16 protein-coding genes are annotated in these 17,113 nt (G+C 34.6%); 7 read left to right on the top strand and 9 right to left on the bottom strand.

The window, feature by feature from the left end; genetic code table 11:
- Positions 1 to 125: 125 nt before the first annotated feature.
- The 7 genes from proB to ACHRV5_RS06025 form a co-directional block, all read right to left on the bottom strand.
- Positions 126 to 887 (bottom strand): glutamate 5-kinase, encoded by a 762-nt coding sequence (gene proB / locus ACHRV5_RS06055; RefSeq protein ID WP_230001722.1) that lies wholly within the window; start codon positions 885 to 887, stop codon positions 126 to 128.
- Positions 888 to 1,055: 168 nt separating this feature from the next.
- The gene (locus ACHRV5_RS06050; protein ID WP_395426114.1) at positions 1,056 to 2,252 is read right to left on the bottom strand and encodes a glutamate-5-semialdehyde dehydrogenase; all 1,197 of its coding nucleotides are present in this window, start codon (positions 2,250 to 2,252) and stop codon (positions 1,056 to 1,058) included.
- Positions 2,253 to 2,337: 85 nt separating this feature from the next.
- Positions 2,338 to 3,477, bottom strand: a complete 1,140-nt coding sequence (locus tag ACHRV5_RS06045; protein WP_230001720.1) for an aspartate aminotransferase family protein — start codon at positions 3,475 to 3,477, stop codon at positions 2,338 to 2,340.
- A gap of 88 nt (positions 3,478 to 3,565) precedes the next feature.
- Positions 3,566 to 4,543, bottom strand: a complete 978-nt coding sequence (argC, locus tag ACHRV5_RS06040) for an N-acetyl-gamma-glutamyl-phosphate reductase (protein ID WP_395426113.1) — start codon at positions 4,541 to 4,543, stop codon at positions 3,566 to 3,568.
- The gene (locus tag ACHRV5_RS06035) at positions 4,536 to 5,729 is read right to left on the bottom strand and encodes an argininosuccinate synthase (RefSeq protein WP_047776362.1); all 1,194 of its coding nucleotides are present in this window, start codon (positions 5,727 to 5,729) and stop codon (positions 4,536 to 4,538) included. Before ACHRV5_RS06035 ends, argC begins: the two co-directional genes overlap by 8 nt.
- Before the next feature lie 4 nt (positions 5,730 to 5,733).
- Positions 5,734 to 6,351 (bottom strand): GNAT family N-acetyltransferase, encoded by a 618-nt coding sequence (locus tag ACHRV5_RS06030; RefSeq protein WP_047776360.1) that lies wholly within the window; start codon positions 6,349 to 6,351, stop codon positions 5,734 to 5,736.
- A 467-nt stretch (positions 6,352 to 6,818) separates the two neighbouring features.
- Complete coding sequence (locus ACHRV5_RS06025) at positions 6,819 to 9,089, bottom strand: M1 family metallopeptidase (protein ID WP_395426112.1); 2,271 nt, start codon at positions 9,087 to 9,089, stop codon at positions 6,819 to 6,821.
- A 185-nt stretch (positions 9,090 to 9,274) separates the two neighbouring features.
- On the opposite strand from ACHRV5_RS06025, the gene ACHRV5_RS06020 reads away from it, so the two are divergent.
- The 3 genes from ACHRV5_RS06020 to ACHRV5_RS06010 all read left to right on the top strand — a co-directional run bounded on the left by ACHRV5_RS06020 (position 9,275) and on the right by ACHRV5_RS06010 (position 11,377).
- A complete protein-coding gene (locus ACHRV5_RS06020) occupies positions 9,275 to 10,126 on the top strand; it encodes an aldose 1-epimerase family protein (protein WP_395426111.1) in 852 nt (283 codons plus the stop codon).
- Between the two features lie 10 nt (positions 10,127 to 10,136).
- The gene (locus ACHRV5_RS06015; RefSeq protein WP_395426110.1) at positions 10,137 to 10,685 is read left to right on the top strand and encodes a GNAT family N-acetyltransferase; all 549 of its coding nucleotides are present in this window, start codon (positions 10,137 to 10,139) and stop codon (positions 10,683 to 10,685) included.
- 134 nt (positions 10,686 to 10,819) lie between these two features.
- Positions 10,820 to 11,377, top strand: coding sequence for a DUF3575 domain-containing protein (locus ACHRV5_RS06010; RefSeq protein ID WP_395426109.1), 558 nt, complete (start codon positions 10,820 to 10,822; stop codon positions 11,375 to 11,377).
- Here ACHRV5_RS06010 and ACHRV5_RS06005 read toward each other — a convergent pair.
- Positions 11,374 to 11,604 (bottom strand): VF530 family DNA-binding protein, encoded by a 231-nt coding sequence (locus tag ACHRV5_RS06005; protein WP_395426108.1) that lies wholly within the window; start codon positions 11,602 to 11,604, stop codon positions 11,374 to 11,376. The genes ACHRV5_RS06010 and ACHRV5_RS06005 overlap by 4 nt on opposite strands.
- 764 nt (positions 11,605 to 12,368) lie before the next feature.
- On the opposite strand from ACHRV5_RS06005, the gene smpB reads away from it, so the two are divergent.
- The 3 genes from smpB to ACHRV5_RS05990 all read left to right on the top strand — a co-directional run bounded on the left by smpB (position 12,369) and on the right by ACHRV5_RS05990 (position 14,649).
- Positions 12,369 to 12,824, top strand: coding sequence for an SsrA-binding protein SmpB (gene smpB, locus ACHRV5_RS06000; RefSeq protein WP_047776350.1), 456 nt, complete (start codon positions 12,369 to 12,371; stop codon positions 12,822 to 12,824).
- A gap of 78 nt (positions 12,825 to 12,902) precedes the next feature.
- On the top strand, positions 12,903 to 13,541 hold the full coding sequence (locus ACHRV5_RS05995; protein WP_395426107.1) for a hypothetical protein: 639 nt from the start codon (positions 12,903 to 12,905) through the stop codon (positions 13,539 to 13,541).
- Positions 13,542 to 13,641: 100 nt separating this feature from the next.
- A complete protein-coding gene (locus tag ACHRV5_RS05990) occupies positions 13,642 to 14,649 on the top strand; it encodes a helix-turn-helix domain-containing protein (protein WP_395426106.1) in 1,008 nt (335 codons plus the stop codon).
- A gap of 25 nt (positions 14,650 to 14,674) precedes the next feature.
- Here ACHRV5_RS05990 and ACHRV5_RS05985 read toward each other — a convergent pair whose 3' ends face one another.
- Entirely contained in the window at positions 14,675 to 15,316 is a 642-nt protein-coding gene (locus tag ACHRV5_RS05985; RefSeq protein WP_047776342.1) for a protein-L-isoaspartate(D-aspartate) O-methyltransferase, read from the bottom strand.
- Positions 15,317 to 16,142: 826 nt separating this feature from the next.
- Between ACHRV5_RS05985 and ACHRV5_RS05980 the strand changes: the two genes are divergently transcribed.
- Positions 16,143 to 17,108, top strand: coding sequence for a Gfo/Idh/MocA family protein (locus ACHRV5_RS05980; RefSeq protein ID WP_047776338.1), 966 nt, complete (start codon positions 16,143 to 16,145; stop codon positions 17,106 to 17,108).
- Positions 17,109 to 17,113 lie beyond the last annotated feature (5 nt).

Genomic DNA, 17,113 nt, shown 5'->3' with positions numbered 1-17,113 from the left:
ACTACATATTATTCATTTCGAAAAATTTAAATCCTATAAACTTTTTAAAAAACATATAGACAAAAAAATCCGCTTTTATTCCGCGTCTTCGCAATAGCGAATCCGTAAAATCAGCGTCCCAAATTCTACACTATCTTAGTAAACGGAATTTCATTTTTTAAGGCTTTCAAAATAAAATTATCTTCTAATCCGTTAATAATCCAGGTTTCAATATTGGCCGCCTTTGCAATTCCGGCTGCTTCAATTTTAGATTGCATCCCTCCCGTTCCATGTGAGGACTTTGATTCTCCAATTTCTTTTTCTAAAAGCTTTAAATCTTCTACTAATTTTATTGTTTCCGGAATTTTATTATGAATAGAATCCTTCGTGTAAATTCCACTTGTATTGGTTGCAATAATCAGAATATCAACATTTAGAAGTACTGCTGTCAAAGCCGCCAGTTTATCATTATCTCCAAACTGAATCTCATCTGTCGCAACAGTATCATTTTCATTGATAATCGGAATATAATTGTTCTCGACTAAAACGTTTATTGTGTTGACAATATTTACTTTGGACTGTTCCTTCTCAAAATCAGAATAAGAAAGCAGACATTGCGAAGTCAACAAACCCAAATCGCTGAAATTCTCATGAAAAATCCGCATTAAATGAGGCTGTCCAATCGAAGCCAAAGCTTGTTTTACAATAATTTCTTTGCCTTTACTTTCGAGTTTCACAAACTGTTTCGCTGCTGCAATAGCTCCGGAGCTTACAATTACAAACTCATACTCTTTGTTTAAAGCCGCAATCTGCATTCCGATATCTTCAATTTTTCCTCTCGAAATATGATTGGTTTCTTTTGTCAGCGTATTGCTTCCAATTTTCAATAAAATTCTTTTTTTCTTCATTTTTTTAAAGTCTCTAAGATGCTGAGTTGCTAAGATGCTGAGTTTTGAAAAATCAAAAATCTTTTAATCATAAAGGGCACAAAATTTTAAAATAAAATTCCAAATTTTTAAATTCCAAATTCCAATTCTAACGTCGGCAATTCAAAATCAACAATCTAAAATCTAAAATTACCTAACCTGTCCTTCACCATAAATATACCATTTATTGGTTACAAGATGCTGTAAGCCAATTGGTCCTCTTTGGTGCAATTTATCTGTGCTTATGGCTAATTCCCCACCTAAACCAAGCTGTCCACCGTCTGTAAAACGAGTTGAGGCATTTTGATAAACGGCTGCTGCATCTACATTCTCCATGAATTCCTGAGCGACAGCAGCATTTCTCGTGATAATTGAAGCGGAATGTCCTCCACAATATTTATTTATTTTTTCGATGGCATGGTCTTCTGAATCGATGGTTCCGATTACAATTTTATAATCTAAAAACTCTTCGTACCAAATATTCTCCTCTTTTAGAAGGGTTGTATTTTTAAACGTAGCTAACGTTTTATCCGCAATAATTTCCACATTAGATTCTATCAAATCCTCGATTAACAAAGCAACAAAACCTTCAAAATTCGGCAATCTGGAATCTATCAGTACCTTATCGAGCGCATTGCATGCCGAAATTTTAGACGTTTTGGCATTCATAATTACCTTCAGCGCCATATCGGTATCCGCTTCTTTGTGAACGTAAACGAAGTTATTTCCACGTCCGCTTACAATTACAGGGCAAGTCGCATGTGCTTTTACAAACTCAATTAACTTTTCTCCACCACGAGGGACAATTAAGTCTACTTTCTGTGTCGGTTTTTCTAAAAAAGCTTGCGTTTCAGTTCTATTAAAATTCAAGTATTCCACCCAATCTTTCGGAACTTGATTTTCCTCTAAAGCCTGATGCCATAAGCTCACAATTTTCAAATTAGACTGCAATGCTTCTTTTCCGCCTTTTAATAAAATTTTATTTCCGGATTTGAAAGCGATTCCACCCGCTTCGATGGTTACGTCCGGACGAGATTCGTAAATAATTAATATCGTACCAAAAGCTGCCGTTTTATTAATCACCTTGATTCCGTTATCATGCTCAAAATTAAATCGTTCTACTCCAACCGGATCTTCCTGTGCGGCTAATTGGTTCAACGCTAAAATCATTTCATCAATCTTTTTATCATCTACTTTCAGGCGCTCTTCCATAGCAAGATCGGAACCGTCGTACGCCAGTAAATCAGCCTGATTGGTTAGAATAAGCTGGTTTCTTTCCTGCTCAACAAGCTTTGCCATTGACAGTAAAACCAAATTCCGCTTTTCGATTGCTAATTGATGGTTCATAATTTTATAGTTGGTTGGTTAATAGGAACTTATTTAAACCTGACGGGTTTTGGAAACCCGTCAAGTTTGTTTATATATTAAAAAATTAATTTTTTAGTTCTTCTAAACTTTCTTTTAAAGCTACAATAAAAGTATCTATATCTGCTTTTTTAACGGTTAACGGAGGTAGAATTCTCAACAAATTCTTATTGTTTGCGCTTCCGGTAAAAATATGTTTCTCGATAATTAATTTCTTTCTTAATGCGGCAACGTCAAAATCAAATTCAATTCCAAGCATTAATCCTTTTCCTTTTATTTGTTTGATACCCGGAACTTGTTTGATTTGTTCTGAAAAATAAGCCGAAACTTCGTTTACATTCTTCTGTAAATCCAATTTTTCAATTACATCCAAAACGGCAATTCCAGCGGCACAAGACAAGTGACTTCCACCGAAAGTAGTTCCTAACAGACCAAAACTTGCTTCAAATTTTGGTGAAATTAGAATAGCTCCAACCGGAAAACCATTCCCCATTCCTTTTGCTACCGAGATAATATCCGCATTAATTCCGTGATGTTGAAAAGCAAAAAACTTTCCACTTCTTCCATATCCGGATTGTACTTCGTCTAAAATCAAAACAACATCGTGTTTTTTACACGCTTTTTCTAAAGCCTGAAAAAAGGCTGTTGTTCCTTCGTCTAAACCTCCAACTCCTTGAATTCCTTCGATAATTACACTCGAAACATCCCCTTTTTGAAGTTCTGCTTCTACTAATTCAATTTGATTTAAAGGAAGAAAAGTAACTTCCTGCTGCGCATTTATTGGCGCTACAATTTTTTTATTGTCTGTAACCGCAACAGCTGCAGAAGTTCTTCCGTGGAATGAATTATGAAAAGCTACAACTCTCGATTTTCCGTTATGGAACGAAGCTAATTTCAAAGCATTTTCATTTGCCTCGGCTCCCGAACTGCATAAAAATAACTCATAATCTTCTAATCCTGAAAGCTTTCCTAGTTTTTGAGCCAGTTCAACTTGCAAAGGATTCTGAATGGCATTGGAGTAAAACCCCAAATGATCCAATTGATTTTTCAATTTCGCAACATAATCAGGTTGTGTGTGTCCAATAGAAATCACACCATGACCACTGTATAAATCTAAGTATTCTATGCCGTTTTCATCTGTAATAGTACAATCTATTGCTTTTACAGGAGTAATATTATATAGGGGGTAAACGTTAAATAAGTTCATCTCTTTTTTGTTTAACGTTTCAGGTTTCAGGTTTCAAGTTACGTGCTGGACGTGAAACTTGAAACTTAAAACTTGAAACAAATTTTTTCTAAAATCCGCTTGGTTTCAAATGTAAACCTGTGGTTTCTTCTAGTCCAAACATCAAATTCATGTTTTGAATCGCTTGCCCGGAAGCACCTTTGGTTAAGTTATCAATAATAGAGGTGATTAAAACCCGATTTCCTTTTTTCAATATACTAATGATGCATTTATTGGTTTGTACTACCTGTTTCATATTGATATTGGTTGTTGTAACCGTTACAAATGGCTCATTTTTATAGAAATCTTCATATTTAGCAACCAAATCTTCTAAACTTTCTTGTGAACTTGTATATAGAGTAGCAAAAATTCCTCTTGTAAAATCCCCTCTGTTCGGAACAAAAATCAACTCGTCTGAAAAATCAGATTGCAATTGTGCCACACTTTGATTGATTTCTCCCAAATGCTGGTGTTCAAAAACTTTATAATGCGACATATTATTGTTTCTCCAACTAAAATGCGAAGTATCTGCTAATCCAACTCCGGCACCTGTGCTTCCGGTTGTGGCATTAATATGAACATCTTCTTTTAATAAATTATTTTTTGCTAAAGGCAATAAGGCTAACTGAATAGCAGTTGCAAAACAACCCGGATTTGCAATATAATTTGCTTTTTTAATGGCTGCTTTATTCAATTCAGGCAATCCGTACACGAATTGTTTTCCTTCAAAATCAGCCTCTTTGGTTAGTCTAAAATCATTTCCTAAATCGATGATTTTAGTGTGACTTGCGAATTTATTTTCTTTCAAAAACGAAATAGATTTCCCGTGTCCAAGGCATAAAAAAACAACGTTTACATCCGGATTAATTTGATCTGTAAAATTCATTTCGATATCCCCCATCAAATCGTGGTGTGCCACAGAAAGCGGTTTCCCAGCATTGGTTGTACTGTAAACAAAATCTAAGTTTACATTGGGGTGATACATTGCTATTCTAATGAGTTCGCCGGCTGTGTAGCCCGAACCACCAATTATTCCAACATTAATCATGATCTAAATGGTTTACAGATGAAAATATGTTTTGAGCGTTTCCTAAAATCTTAATAAATCCTTTTGCATCATCAGACGTCCAGGCATTATTCATTTCGCCATACTGACCAAAACCAGTGTTCATTAGATCATTTTCAGATTCAATTCCGTCAAGCGAAAAATGATACGGTTTTAAAGAAACGGTTACTACTCCGTTGACCGTCTTTTGGGTGTCTTGCAAAAAAGTTTCGATATTTCTCATCACCGGATCCAGAAATTGGCCTTCATGAAACAACATTCCATACCAGTTTCCTAGTTGTTCTTTCCAGTATTGCTGCCATTTCCCCAGCGTATGTTTCTCTAATAAATGGTGTGCTTTGATAATAATTAACGGTGCTGCCGCTTCAAAACCAACTCTTCCTTTAATTCCGATAATGGTATCACCTACGTGAATGTCTCTTCCGATGGCATAGGCATTTGCCAGTTTTTCCAACGCAACAATATTATTTGACGGTTTGTCTGTTTTACCATTGACCGCAACTAATTCACCTTGTTCAAAATGCAACGTTACTTTTTCTTCGCCTTCTTTTTGCAATTGCGAAGGATAAGCATCACCAGGCAATGGCTGACTTGAAGTTAGTGTTTCTTTTCCTCCAACACTTGTTCCCCAAAGTCCTTTATTGATCGAATATTGCGCTTTTTCCCAAGAATAATGAACGCCATTTTTGGATAAATAATCCACTTCTTCTTGTCTCGAAAGTTTTAAATCTCTAATTGGAGTTATAATTTCAATTTCCGGAGCGATGGTCTGGAAAATCAAATCAAAACGAATTTGATCATTTCCGGCACCTGTACTTCCATGTGCGATGGCACTTGCTCCTACTTTTTTAGCATATTTTATAGCTTCAATAGCCTGAAAAACACGCTCTGCACTTACTGATAATGGATAGGTATTGTTTTTTAATACGTTTCCGAAAATCAAATATTTTATAGCTTTATCATAATATTTATCTACAATGGTTAGGTTGGCGTGTTGTGCACTTCCTAATTCGTAGGCTCTTTTTTCAATAGCTGACAATTCTTCTGCATCAAATCCTCCTGTATCTACAAGCACGGTATGAACTTCGTATCCTTTTTCGTTTTTTAAATATTTCAAACAATACGAGGTATCTAATCCTCCGCTATAAGCTAATACAACTTTTTTCATAATGTTACTTTTTTAAAAATAAGGCTTGTTTAATGGTTCTCAGTCTATTAAGAACTTTTTCGTTAAAAGGGTGTCTTGGTGGTGTTTTTTGTTTCTCTTTTGGATCGTACAACATACCGGTACAAAGACACATTTTGTTTTCTTTACTTTGTAAAATTTCGTAATTCGTACAGGTTTTACAACCCGCCCAAAAACTTGGATCTGTTGTAAGTTCCGAGAAAGGAACCGGTTTATAACCCAAATCTGAGTTGATTTTCATTACAGCCAATCCTGTGGTAATACCAAAGATTTTAGCATCCGGATATCTTTCCAGCGAGTAATCAAAAACCTTTGATTTTATCTTTTTGGCTAAACCTAAACTTCTGTAATCGGGGTGCACAATTAAACCGGAATGTGCTACGAATTTCCCGTGTTGCCAGCTTTCGATATAACAAAAACCTGCAAACTTTCCATCCGCCAGAGCAATCATTGCATCTGCATTTGACATTTTTTTCTGAATGTACTCAGGAGTTCTTTTAGCAATCCCTGTACCTCTCAATAAGGCCGATGATTCTATCGTATCGCAAATTTCCTGCGCATACTTAAAATGTTCTTCTTGAGTTACAACAATAGAGATCTTCATTTCAATAATTGAAGTTAGAGTTAAAAATTAAAACGTATTGTTTAGTTTGAAATCCAGAAATCAATCCAATAAAAGTAAGCAAAATAAAGATAACCCCTTCTAAATCAAAAAGTTGATTATGAGGCGATTTTAAACAATAGGTGCTTTTAGGATAGGTTTGTCCAATGGACAAAGTATGTGATTTCAAAATGAAAAATGAATAGAAATAAATACGCGACGAAAAACTCAGTGGCTACTATACAGATAGTGTCCGCACTTCGGGAGAAGTACTAGGTGAGTTTGTCCGTGACAAAGAAGTTGTATTTAAACTTATTTTATTCATCGATGCAAAAGTACACTATTTTTTTATTCACAAAACAAAAAATTTAAATTCTAACATTTTTTTAATGCTTTGTTATTTTTGGACATAAAAAAACCCGATAGCATTTAATAACTATCGGGTAATAAACATTTTACTGTTTTCTATTCTATTTTTTAGTAAACGGTATTACTTGTCCATTTCCTAAAACAGTCATATCTAATCCGGTTTTAGCTTCGTTAAATTTGAATTTTAATCCTGCTCTTTTTGATTCAAATGTATCTTTTTCATCAGCTACAGCTTTAACAGAAAACTTAGGAAAGTTTGTAATTTCGGCACTTAGAGTACCGTTTTTCTCTGTAAAATCAATTGTTAACGGAGCGTTTTTAGTGGTATAAGTTCCCAAATATCCGTCTAACACAATGTCTTTCTCTATTACACCTTTTCCGGCTGTCCAAACATTATTACTTACTGTATGATCAGGAAAAACGTGATCCGGATCTAATGTAATGCTTTCAATTTCTTCAGTAGAATTGTGTTTGAATGACCAATCCTTATTACGTTGCCAAATTTCAACCGGCAATTTAACTCTTGTTACTTTTCCGCTTTTTGTTTTCACATCTAAAACAATTGGCATCGGCATTTTATCAAAATTCTCTACTGAAATAATCACTCCTTTTGCAGGATCGTTTTTCACATATTTAATACTGTTGATACCTTGGTCAAAACGCCAGTTATTTACGAACCAGCTTCTCCAGAACCAACTTAAATCTTCTCCTGCAACATTTTCAATTGTTCTGAAAAAGTCATCCGGAGTTGGGTGTTTAAAAGCCCAACGCTCTACATAAGTACGCAATGCTTTGTCAAAACGCTCTTCACCTAAAACTTGCTCTCTCAAAATTGACAAACCTGCAGCTGGTTTAAAGTAACATAGTGTACCAATATTACCCTCCTTCATATTGTCAGGAGAACTCATAATAGTTTCTAAATCAGGACTGGTTAAATCTTCTGCACCTTCGTGCATGTCAATCGCTTTTTGCTTGTATTCTCCGTTATTAAAATCAAAAGAACTAACCGAGTTTATAAAAGTATTAAAACCTTCATCCATCCAAGCAAATAAACGCTCATTAGAACCTACAATCATAGGAAACCAAATGTGTCCGAATTCGTGATCTGTAACTCCCCATAAATCATCTCCTTTAGATTTCCATCCGCAGAACACAATTCCGGGATATTCCATTCCGCCCTCATTTCCTGCAACATTTGTTGCTGCCGGATAAGGATATTCAAACCATCTTTTAGAATAATTTTCTATCGATGCTTTTACGTATTCAGTAGAACGTCCCCAAGCATCATTACCATTACTTTCAACCGGATAAGCAGATAGTGCCAATGATTTTTTACCACTTGGCAAGTTTATTTTTGCTCCGTCTAAGATAAAAGCCGCTGAAGATGCCCATGAAAAATCACGTGAATTTTTAATTTGATAATGCCACGTTTTTTCTCCTGTTGCATTTGCGTTTGCTGTTGCAGCCACTTCTTCTGCTGAACGAATCATAACCGTTTTATCACTTTGAGAAGCCTCTTTATAACGTTTAAATTGTGCTGCAGGAAGTACTTCAGCACCATTTAACAACTCACCCGAACCAACAACATAATGGTTGGCAGGAGCTGTAATTTTCACATCAAAATTACCATACTCTAAATAAAACTCTGAAGCTCCTAAATAAGGTGCCGTATTCCAACCTCTCACGTCATCATACACACACATACGTGGGTACCATTGTGCGATGGTGAAAATTTTACCGTTTTTAGTTTCTAAAACCCCCATTCTGTCAGATCCTTCAAAAGGAGCAATAAACGAGAAGTCAATTTTAATATTTATAGAACCTCCCTTTGAAGCCAATGCTTCCGGAAGAAAAATTTGCATTCTGGTGTCTGTTACAATATATTTTGCAACAGTTTCCGTTTTATTCTTTCCTCCTGAAATAATTTTTACTGATTTAATTTTATTTCCACCATCAAAAACCTGTCCCTGAGCACCATTACGGCTTCCTGTTAAAGGCACTACAGCATTTCCTCTTGAACTTTCGTTGAATAAATTCTGATCCAGGTTCAACCAAACAAATGACAATTTATCCGGACTATTATTCGTATATGTAATTTCATCTGTCCCAACAAGTTCATTTGTTGTTCCGTTTAATTTTACCGTTAACTGATAATCTGCCCTGTTTTGCCAGTATTCAACCCCTGGCTGACCGCTAGCAGAGCGGGTTGCTGTACCATTTTTAGTGTAGAAATGCGGTGCAAACGCATCATGGTAGTTATAATTATTAACTGGATTTGCTGCTGTTGCAGGTGGCGTTGTTTGCGCCCAAGCAGAAGAAATCCCAACAAACAAAGCCGCGGTTAACAAGGCTTTTGAGGAATGCTTTTTCATATTTTTTAGCTGTTTATCTAGCAAATTAATGAAAAAAAAAGCTATTTAAAGAGAAAAAATAAGGCTATGATTCATTTTTAGCAAAATTTTAGCAAAAAAATATTTTAAGTCTATAATCCGAAAAAATAAAATTTATAAAATATATTTACATTCTATTAAAACTAACTTATTTCAATTCTTAGATTTTGACTACAACAATCTCAAATTCCTACTTAAAAGCTTCTATCAAACATGCCGGAGCTGAATTATTCTCTATCCAAGACCATCAAAATAAAGAATATATCTGGGAAGGTAATCCTTCGTTTTGGGGCAAGCACTCACCGGTTCTTTTTCCTATTGTAGGAACTTTAAAGAACAACACTTACACGATTGATGGAAAGGAATATCACTTATCGAGACATGGTTTTGCTCGTGATATGGAATTTCAGTTAGTTGATCACACAGAAGACAGTGCTACTTTTTCATTAAGTTCAAATGCAGAAACGTTGCAAAAGTTTCCTTTTAATTTCGAATTACAACTTATTTATACCCTAAAAGAAAAAGAACTAACCCTATCCTATAAAGTAATTAATACCGAAGCTACCCGAATTCCTTTTTCAATAGGCGCACATCCGGCCATTGCATTACCGAATGATTTTGAAACGTATTCTTTTGAATTTGAAAAAGAAGAAGTTTTAAAATACAATTTACTTGAAAATGATTTGATTTCGAATACAACCAAAACATTGGAAACTGTTTCTAATTTAGTTCCTTTAAGTTACAAACTATTCGAAAACGATGCTTTGGTTTTTAAAACCCTCGAATCAAATTCTCTGACCATTCTTGAAAATTCTAAACCTTATGTCAAAGTTAATTTCGAAGATTTCCCCAGTTTAGGCATCTGGACAAAAGAAAAAGCTCCGTTTATTTGCATTGAACCTTGGTTTGGTTACTCTGACACCACAGAAAACTCCGGAGACTTATTCGAAAAAGAAGGCATTTTAATCTTAGATGCCCACCAAACATTCCAGTCGAAATTTAGTATTCAAATATTATAACAACAACACTATGTTAGAATTTAATTTTACACCGTTCCCGGTCATAGAAACGGAACGTTTGGTTTTAAGAAGAATCAACAATGATGATGCAAACGAAGTTTTTGAACTACGTTCGAATCCCGAAACAATGAAATTTATTCCAAGACCACTGGTAAAAGATACCGAAGATGCGCTTGAACATATCGCTATGATGGAAGACAAAATTGTAACGAATGTTGGCATAAACTGGGGAATTACATTAAAAGATAGTTCAAAATTACTTGGAATAATTGGCTATTACAGATTACAACCTGAGAACTACCGTGCCGAAATCGGTTATATGCTGGCTCCGGAATATCATGGAAAAGGGATTATTCCCGAAGCAGTAAACAGACTCATTAGATATGGTTTTGATGATTTAAAGCTACATTCTATTGAAGCGATTATTGATCCTGAAAATTTTGCTTCAGAAAAAGTATTGCACAAATGTGGTTTTGTTAAAGAGGCTCATTTAAAAGAAGCCGAGTTTTATGATGGTCGTTTTTTAGACAAAGTAATCTACTCACTACTAGATAATTAAATTTTTATCCCGTTTTATAATACAAAATAAAACTTGTTAAAAGTATTTTTCACACAACACCAGGCGTAATGTTGCGTTATATTTGCATTCAAAATAAGTAATTGGAGCTTATTTATACCGCGAAAAACTATTTTATGAAAAACATTTTAATTCTCTTTGTTCTTTTCTTTTCTGTACAATTACAAAGTCAGACTTATCTAAAATTTAACGGTGCAACAGCACTTATTGGGGTTCCAAACGTTGGAATAGAGACCAGCATAGGCGAAAAAGTCACCTTTAGTGTCGATGTGATGGCTTCTTTTTGGGAATCTTTCAACGGAAACCATCCGATGAAATTTGTAACTTTAACACCAGAAGTTCGTTATCATTTTAAAGAAAAATACAATGGTTTCTATGTAGGTGGCCATATCGGACCGGATATGTACGAAATTCAAAAATGGAATTATTGGGATACCAATAAATACGAAAAAGGATTTGGCTATCGCATGGGGGTTACCGTAGGATACAATATCAAAATAAACGACAAATTCTTGCTGGATGTTTTTGCCGGAGCTGGTTGGCACCAAGGATTTTATCACGGTTATTACAATGACGGAAGACCTGGCAGATACGAAAAAGCTAAAAACTGGAACAAAAGTGGAGAATGGCTTCCGTATCGTGGAGGTGTTATGCTTTCTTATAAACTAAATTAATTCTCAGGAAATTTAGAGAGTGATTTAACATACAACTCTTCTACCTTTTTTCGGGCCCAATCGGTTTTTCTCAAAAAAGTAAGGCTAGATTTTATACTGGGATTGGAAGTAAAACTTTTAATGGGAATCAACTCTCCTAAAGTATCAAAACCGTAATAGTCAACCAATTTTTCGACTATTGCTTTAAGTGTAATTCCGTGTAAAGGATCTTTAGATTGATTTTGCATTTGGTAGTTTTAAAGAATAATTTTCTCAATAATCAATATTCGATTATTTCGACAAAAATAAATAATTAAAAACCGTTACAATATGTTTTGTAACGGTTTTTACTTTTATTTTAGTTTCCAGAAAATCTGTCTCTGATTCTGCAAACCATTTTTTTAATACCTGACTCGATACATAAGCTTTCATGAATCAGCTACAAAAGTTAGGGATTAGAAAAAAATGCAAAAAATAAAAGCACTCCCCCTTAATCGATCCATAATACTTTTCAATATAAAAAATCCGTTTTTATCAGCGTTTTTGCCATTACAAATCCGCATAATCCGCGTCCATTTCTGCATAATATAAAGATGTTGCCACCTAATTTCATACACAGATTAAACAGATTCGTTATCACGAAGACACCGATTTAAAAGGATTTAAAATTCTTTCTAAGAAAATTTAAACAAGGATTTAGAGAAATTTTTATTACCCACAACTTTTTGAACTTGATCCTTATTTCGGCAAGTAACGCAAAGCAGCCCTAAAATGAACTTACATCACTTATATGGTTTAAACATACCTTTACTTAATCCCCAACTATTGCACCCGATCGGCTTTCATTGTCGAACCAATCAGCACAATACCAGACAATGTTGCCTTTTTTTTCCAGAATTTAAGCTTATAACAGAATTTCTCTTTAAAAAACACCAAAATCACCAATCAAAAAAACACATTAATTATCTTTAATTTTATTAAAGTATTTCATTTTTATTTACATTTGCAACCTATGTTAAAATCAGTCAATATACTTAATAAAAGAGCTCGGTTTGATTACGAAATAATCGACACTTACACTGCCGGAATTGTTTTATCGGGCACTGAGATCAAATCTATTCGTTTAGGAAAGGCCAATATTACCGAAAGTTTTTGCGAATTCAGTGGTATAGAGCTTTTTGCAATTAATACTTACATTGAAGAATATACGTTTGGAAATCAATTCAATCATAAATCAAGAAGCGAAAGAAAATTACTTTTAAACAAAAAAGAGTTAAAAACACTTCATAAAAATGTGCAGGCAAAAGGTCTGACGATTGTTCCTTTAAAATTATTCACTAACGAAAAAGGACTTGCCAAACTACAAATCGGTCTTTGTAAAGGAAAGAAAAACTACGACAAGCGAGAGTCTCTTAAAGAACAAGACACGAAACGCGATCTGGACCGAATTAAAAAAGCTTACAACTAAAAATAACTTCTTCATAAAGAATTGTTTTTTAATATTTTATACTTAGATTTACGATAACACTAACTTTAATTATAAAATATGAGAAAATACTTATCTTTATTAGTTATTTTATTTCTTGCAAGTTGCAGCAGTAATACTGTAATTGTGAGTAGCTGGAGAGACCCAAAAATTACCGTTGCTCAGGAGCACTTTAAAAAAGTTCTGGTTGTTGCTTTAGTAAAAGATGAGGCTTCGAGAAGAACTACAGAAAACAGAATTGCAGCCAGCAATCCCATCTTTAAAACTTCGTACCAATACATGAATGGTACCAACTTACATTTAACCAAAGAACAGCAACTAAAAATTTTACAAGACGAAAATTTTGATGGTGTTATAACAATGCGTTTAGTAAGCAAAGAAAAAGAAACCAGTTATGTTCCTGGAACTTATACCGGAATGTATTACGGAGGTTTTGACGGTATGTACACCGGCATGTACGGGTATGGTTTTGGAAATTGGTACGGTATGTACTCTCCAAATTTCTACGATCCGGGTTACTATCAGGAAACTACTTCTTATATGGTTGAAACCAATATTTTCTCCCTAAAAGACAACAAACTAATCTGGACCGGAACTACAAAATCGGAGTATGTTACCGATTTAGGACAAACTGTAGACGCAATCATGCAGGCTGCTGTAAAAGAAATGAGAAAAGACGGCTCTTTACCTCCAAAATAAAAGTCACAAAACAATACTTAAAAAGGCAATATTTCTGATATTGCCTTTTTTGTTTTTAAACGAATGACTAAATTTGTCAAGACACATACCAACCTTGCTAATGAAAACACTTCTTAAAAATGCCCGAGAACAAAAAGGGCTAAAAACACGTGAAGTAGCTCAAATTTTAAGCATTGATCAGGCTTTGATAAGCAAATTTGAAAGTGGAACACGAAGACCAACCAAAGAACAAGTTTCTAAACTATCCCAACTACTGGAGATTGATTACGAAACCATAATGGTGGCGTGGCTAAAAGAAAAAATACTTTACGAAATTGAGAACGAAGAATTCGCCCTCAAAGCTTTATTACTTGCCGAACAGGAAATTCAGAACAACAGAAAAGAAATTAACTCTGTTATTTTATCTTCCCTTCAAGTCTCTTTAGATGAAATTGAAATCCTGAAAAATCAAATTCAATCCTTTAATCCTTTCGAAACACGGCAAATTTCGAGAGCCCTGGAGTTAGATTTTATTTTTAAAAGCATCCGTTTCAACGGAAACTCACTAACATTAGAAGAAACAAAGTCTATCATTAACGAAGGATTGACAATTGCCGGTAAAAGCATGCAGGAACAACTTGAAGCCATTAATTTACAGGAAACCATATCCTACATTAAAGCTTTGATTCAGAAAAAAACACCTTTAAACGAAAAGGAATTTCTTGCGATACACAGCCTACTCTTCAAAGGAATCAAACCCGAAAATTCCGGAAAATATAAAAACGATGCAATTACGGCACGTGAAATAAATTTACTTTTTAATTGGCATGATACTCATAAAAACACCCTGCATCCACTAGTTCTGGCTGCTGAAACTCATTTAAAAATAACGAGCATCAGTCCTTTTGAACACGGAAACCTGCAAATGGCCAGCTTAACACTCAATTGGATCTTATTGCAGCACAATTACGTTTATGCAGGTACTGATAGTAATGAAGAAAACATTGCTGAATATGTATCCGTTTTGGAGCACAGTCAACAGACAAAAGACACTTCAATTTTCACTAATTATATCCTCCGAATTGAAAAAGAAAACCTCGTTCGCGCTATTGAATTGATTTCAAAATAAAAGCCCGCTTAAACGGGCTTCTCTTTTAATTTTTATCTTCTAATAAAGGTACAAATCTAAATTCTCCAAACTCATGTTTTTCAAATTGTGTTTCATTTTTACGAATCAATAAAGTCATAATCTGAACATCTTCTCCCAACGGAATAACCAATCTTCCTCCTATTTTTAACTGTGCCATAAGTGGTTGCGGAATAAACGGAGCACCGGCCGTTACAATAATGCTATCAAACGGAGCAAAATTTGGCAATCCTTTATAACCATCTCCAAAAGATAAATGTTTAGGGCGAATGTTCAATTTCGGAAATAAATTTGAAGTCGTTTTAAACAACTCATTTTGTCTTTCTACACTAAAAACTTTGGCTCCCAACATACATAAAACAGCGGTTTGATATCCTGATCCTGTACCGATTTCCAGAATTTTATGTTCCTTTTTAACTTCTAATAACTGTGATTGAAAAGCAACCGTATAAGGCTGTGAAATAGTTTGCCCTGCCCCTATAGGAAATGCTTTGTCCTGATAAGCATAATCTTCAAAACTGGAATTAAGAAAAAGGTGTCTTGGAATTTTTTTAATCGCTTCCAAAACTGCTTTATCGGTTATTCCTTTCTGTTCTAAAGTGCTTACTAACTGATTACGAAGTCCTTGATGTTTGGCAGTGTCTTTCAAAATGGGTCTGTTTATTTTTGGCAAAAATAAGAAAACAAATCATCAATTCTCAACTACTTTTCAACCAATTAATCTCTATTCTTGATTAAAGACCTAATCCTTATGAATACTAATATTTTATGAAAAAAAATTATACTCGCTCTTTCTTTGTTTTTGTCTGTGTTAGGTATAATTGGTTCCTTTATTTTTGTGTTTCTTGATTTTGAAAGCCTTTCTGCAATTATGGACCTACTGCTCTTTTCTGTTCGTCCCTATACATTCTCGGGATTGAGTATTTACATTCCCAGACACCAAATTGCAGGAAAGCTAGAATACAGCACCATCTCTCTCGGGCTTGTCAATTTATTTTTTTACCTCTCCTTTCTAACAGGCGCTGTTATTTATTATTTTTCGAATTTGAATCCATCTACAAAACTACACCGGCAAAATTCTTAACCGATTGTTATGTAACTGACAACGAAGGAAACTCCCCTACTTTCCCGGTGCTTTTAAAACGAAGTTTATATCGATTAATTCCTCTTGAAAGTCTTTCTTTCTTAGTCGGAAAAAATCTGCATGATACCTATTCAGCCACCTGTGTCCTCAATAAAAAAAGAAATCCTAAAGTAGAAAAACGTTACTTACAATTTTTAGGAACTGCCTTCCTACTCGTTTTAGTAATCTATTTCTTTAGCGAACACTAAAGACTTTACTGTTAACCATTTAAAACTTATAAAAGTATAGAAAAAACTAAAATGTACATTTAATGAATAAATCGCTAAATCTTTAATACATTAACTTTTACTTTTAACGAAATAAATTATATTTTTGTTTAAAATACATTATCATGTTAAAAGTGGGAGTTTTAGGTGCTGGTCATCTGGGTAAAATACATTTACGTTTATTACAACAATCTGACAAGTACGAATTAGTTGGATTTTACGACGAAAATCAAGAGAATGCCGAACGAATTTCAAAAGAATTTGGCTACACTAACTTCAGTACTATTGCAAAATTAATCCATGCTGTTGATGTAATCGATATTGTAACACCAACATTATCGCATTACAAATGTGCCAAGGTCGCCATCAAATCAGGAAAACATATCTTTATAGAAAAACCTATTGCCAATACAGTTGAAGAAGCGGAAGAAATTATCGCTTTAGCAAAAGAATACAATGTAAAAGGGCAAGTAGGTCACGTGGAGCGCTTTAATCCGGCGTTTATTGCGACCAAAAATATGATCGAAAATCCGATGTTTATAGAAACACATCGTTTGGCCGAATTCAATCCGCGTGGTACAGATGTTCCGGTGGTTCTGGATTTGATGATTCACGATATTGATGCTATTTTAAGCGTTGTAAATTCAAAAGTAAAAAACATCAATGCAAGTGGCGTTTCTGTAATTAGCGAAACTCCGGATATTGCCAATGCCCGAATTGAATTTGAAAATGGCTGTGTTGCCAACTTAACAGCAAGCCGAATTTCAATGAAAAACATGCGTAAAACACGTTTTTTTCAAAGAGATGCCTACATTTCAGTTGATTTCTTGGAGAAAAAATGTGAAGTAGTCCGCATGAAAGACGCTCCTGAAGTTCCGGGAGATTTTGATATGATTCTGCAAAATGCCGAAGGTGTAAAAAAGCAAATTTATTTCACCAATCCTGATGTCGAGCAAAACAACGCCATTTTAGACGAACTGGAATCTTTCGCCAATGCGATCAGTACAGATACCACGCCCGTAGTAACACTGGAACAAGCTACCGATGCATTACGTGTAGCCTATCAGATTATTGAATGCTTTGACAAATAGTACAA

Source organism: Flavobacterium sp. FlaQc-52, assembly GCF_044007495.1.
Lineage (GTDB): Bacteria > Bacteroidota > Bacteroidia > Flavobacteriales > Flavobacteriaceae > Flavobacterium > Flavobacterium cupriresistens.
The sequence above is the reverse complement of the archived record's forward strand: the minus strand, read 5'-3'. Positions and strand labels throughout refer to the sequence as shown.

What these genes read in the sequence shown, in the direction of transcription:
- ACHRV5_RS05980 (WP_047776338.1), top strand. Translation starts at nt 16,143, where the DNA reads ATGTTAAAAGTGGGAGTTTTAGGTGCTGGTCATCTGGGTAAAATACAT.
- ACHRV5_RS06025 (WP_395426112.1), bottom strand. Translation starts at nt 9,089, where the DNA reads ATGAAAAAGCATTCCTCAAAAGCCTTGTTAACCGCGGCTTTGTTTGTT.
- ACHRV5_RS06010 (WP_395426109.1), top strand. Translation starts at nt 10,820, where the DNA reads ATGAAAAACATTTTAATTCTCTTTGTTCTTTTCTTTTCTGTACAATTA.
- ACHRV5_RS06005 (WP_395426108.1), bottom strand. Translation starts at nt 11,604, where the DNA reads ATGCAAAATCAATCTAAAGATCCTTTACACGGAATTACACTTAAAGCA.
- proB (WP_230001722.1), bottom strand. Translation starts at nt 887, where the DNA reads ATGAAGAAAAAAAGAATTTTATTGAAAATTGGAAGCAATACGCTGACA.
- ACHRV5_RS05995 (WP_395426107.1), top strand. Translation starts at nt 12,903, where the DNA reads ATGAGAAAATACTTATCTTTATTAGTTATTTTATTTCTTGCAAGTTGC.
- ACHRV5_RS06045 (WP_230001720.1), bottom strand. Translation starts at nt 3,477, where the DNA reads ATGAACTTATTTAACGTTTACCCCCTATATAATATTACTCCTGTAAAA.
- ACHRV5_RS06015 (WP_395426110.1), top strand. Translation starts at nt 10,137, where the DNA reads ATGTTAGAATTTAATTTTACACCGTTCCCGGTCATAGAAACGGAACGT.
- argC (WP_395426113.1), bottom strand. Translation starts at nt 4,543, where the DNA reads ATGATTAATGTTGGAATAATTGGTGGTTCGGGCTACACAGCCGGCGAA.
- ACHRV5_RS06035 (WP_047776362.1), bottom strand. Translation starts at nt 5,729, where the DNA reads ATGAAAAAAGTTGTATTAGCTTATAGCGGAGGATTAGATACCTCGTAT.
- ACHRV5_RS06030 (WP_047776360.1), bottom strand. Translation starts at nt 6,351, where the DNA reads ATGAAGATCTCTATTGTTGTAACTCAAGAAGAACATTTTAAGTATGCG.
- smpB (WP_047776350.1), top strand. Translation starts at nt 12,369, where the DNA reads ATGTTAAAATCAGTCAATATACTTAATAAAAGAGCTCGGTTTGATTAC.
- ACHRV5_RS06050 (WP_395426114.1), bottom strand. Translation starts at nt 2,252, where the DNA reads ATGAACCATCAATTAGCAATCGAAAAGCGGAATTTGGTTTTACTGTCA.
- ACHRV5_RS05990 (WP_395426106.1), top strand. Translation starts at nt 13,642, where the DNA reads ATGAAAACACTTCTTAAAAATGCCCGAGAACAAAAAGGGCTAAAAACA.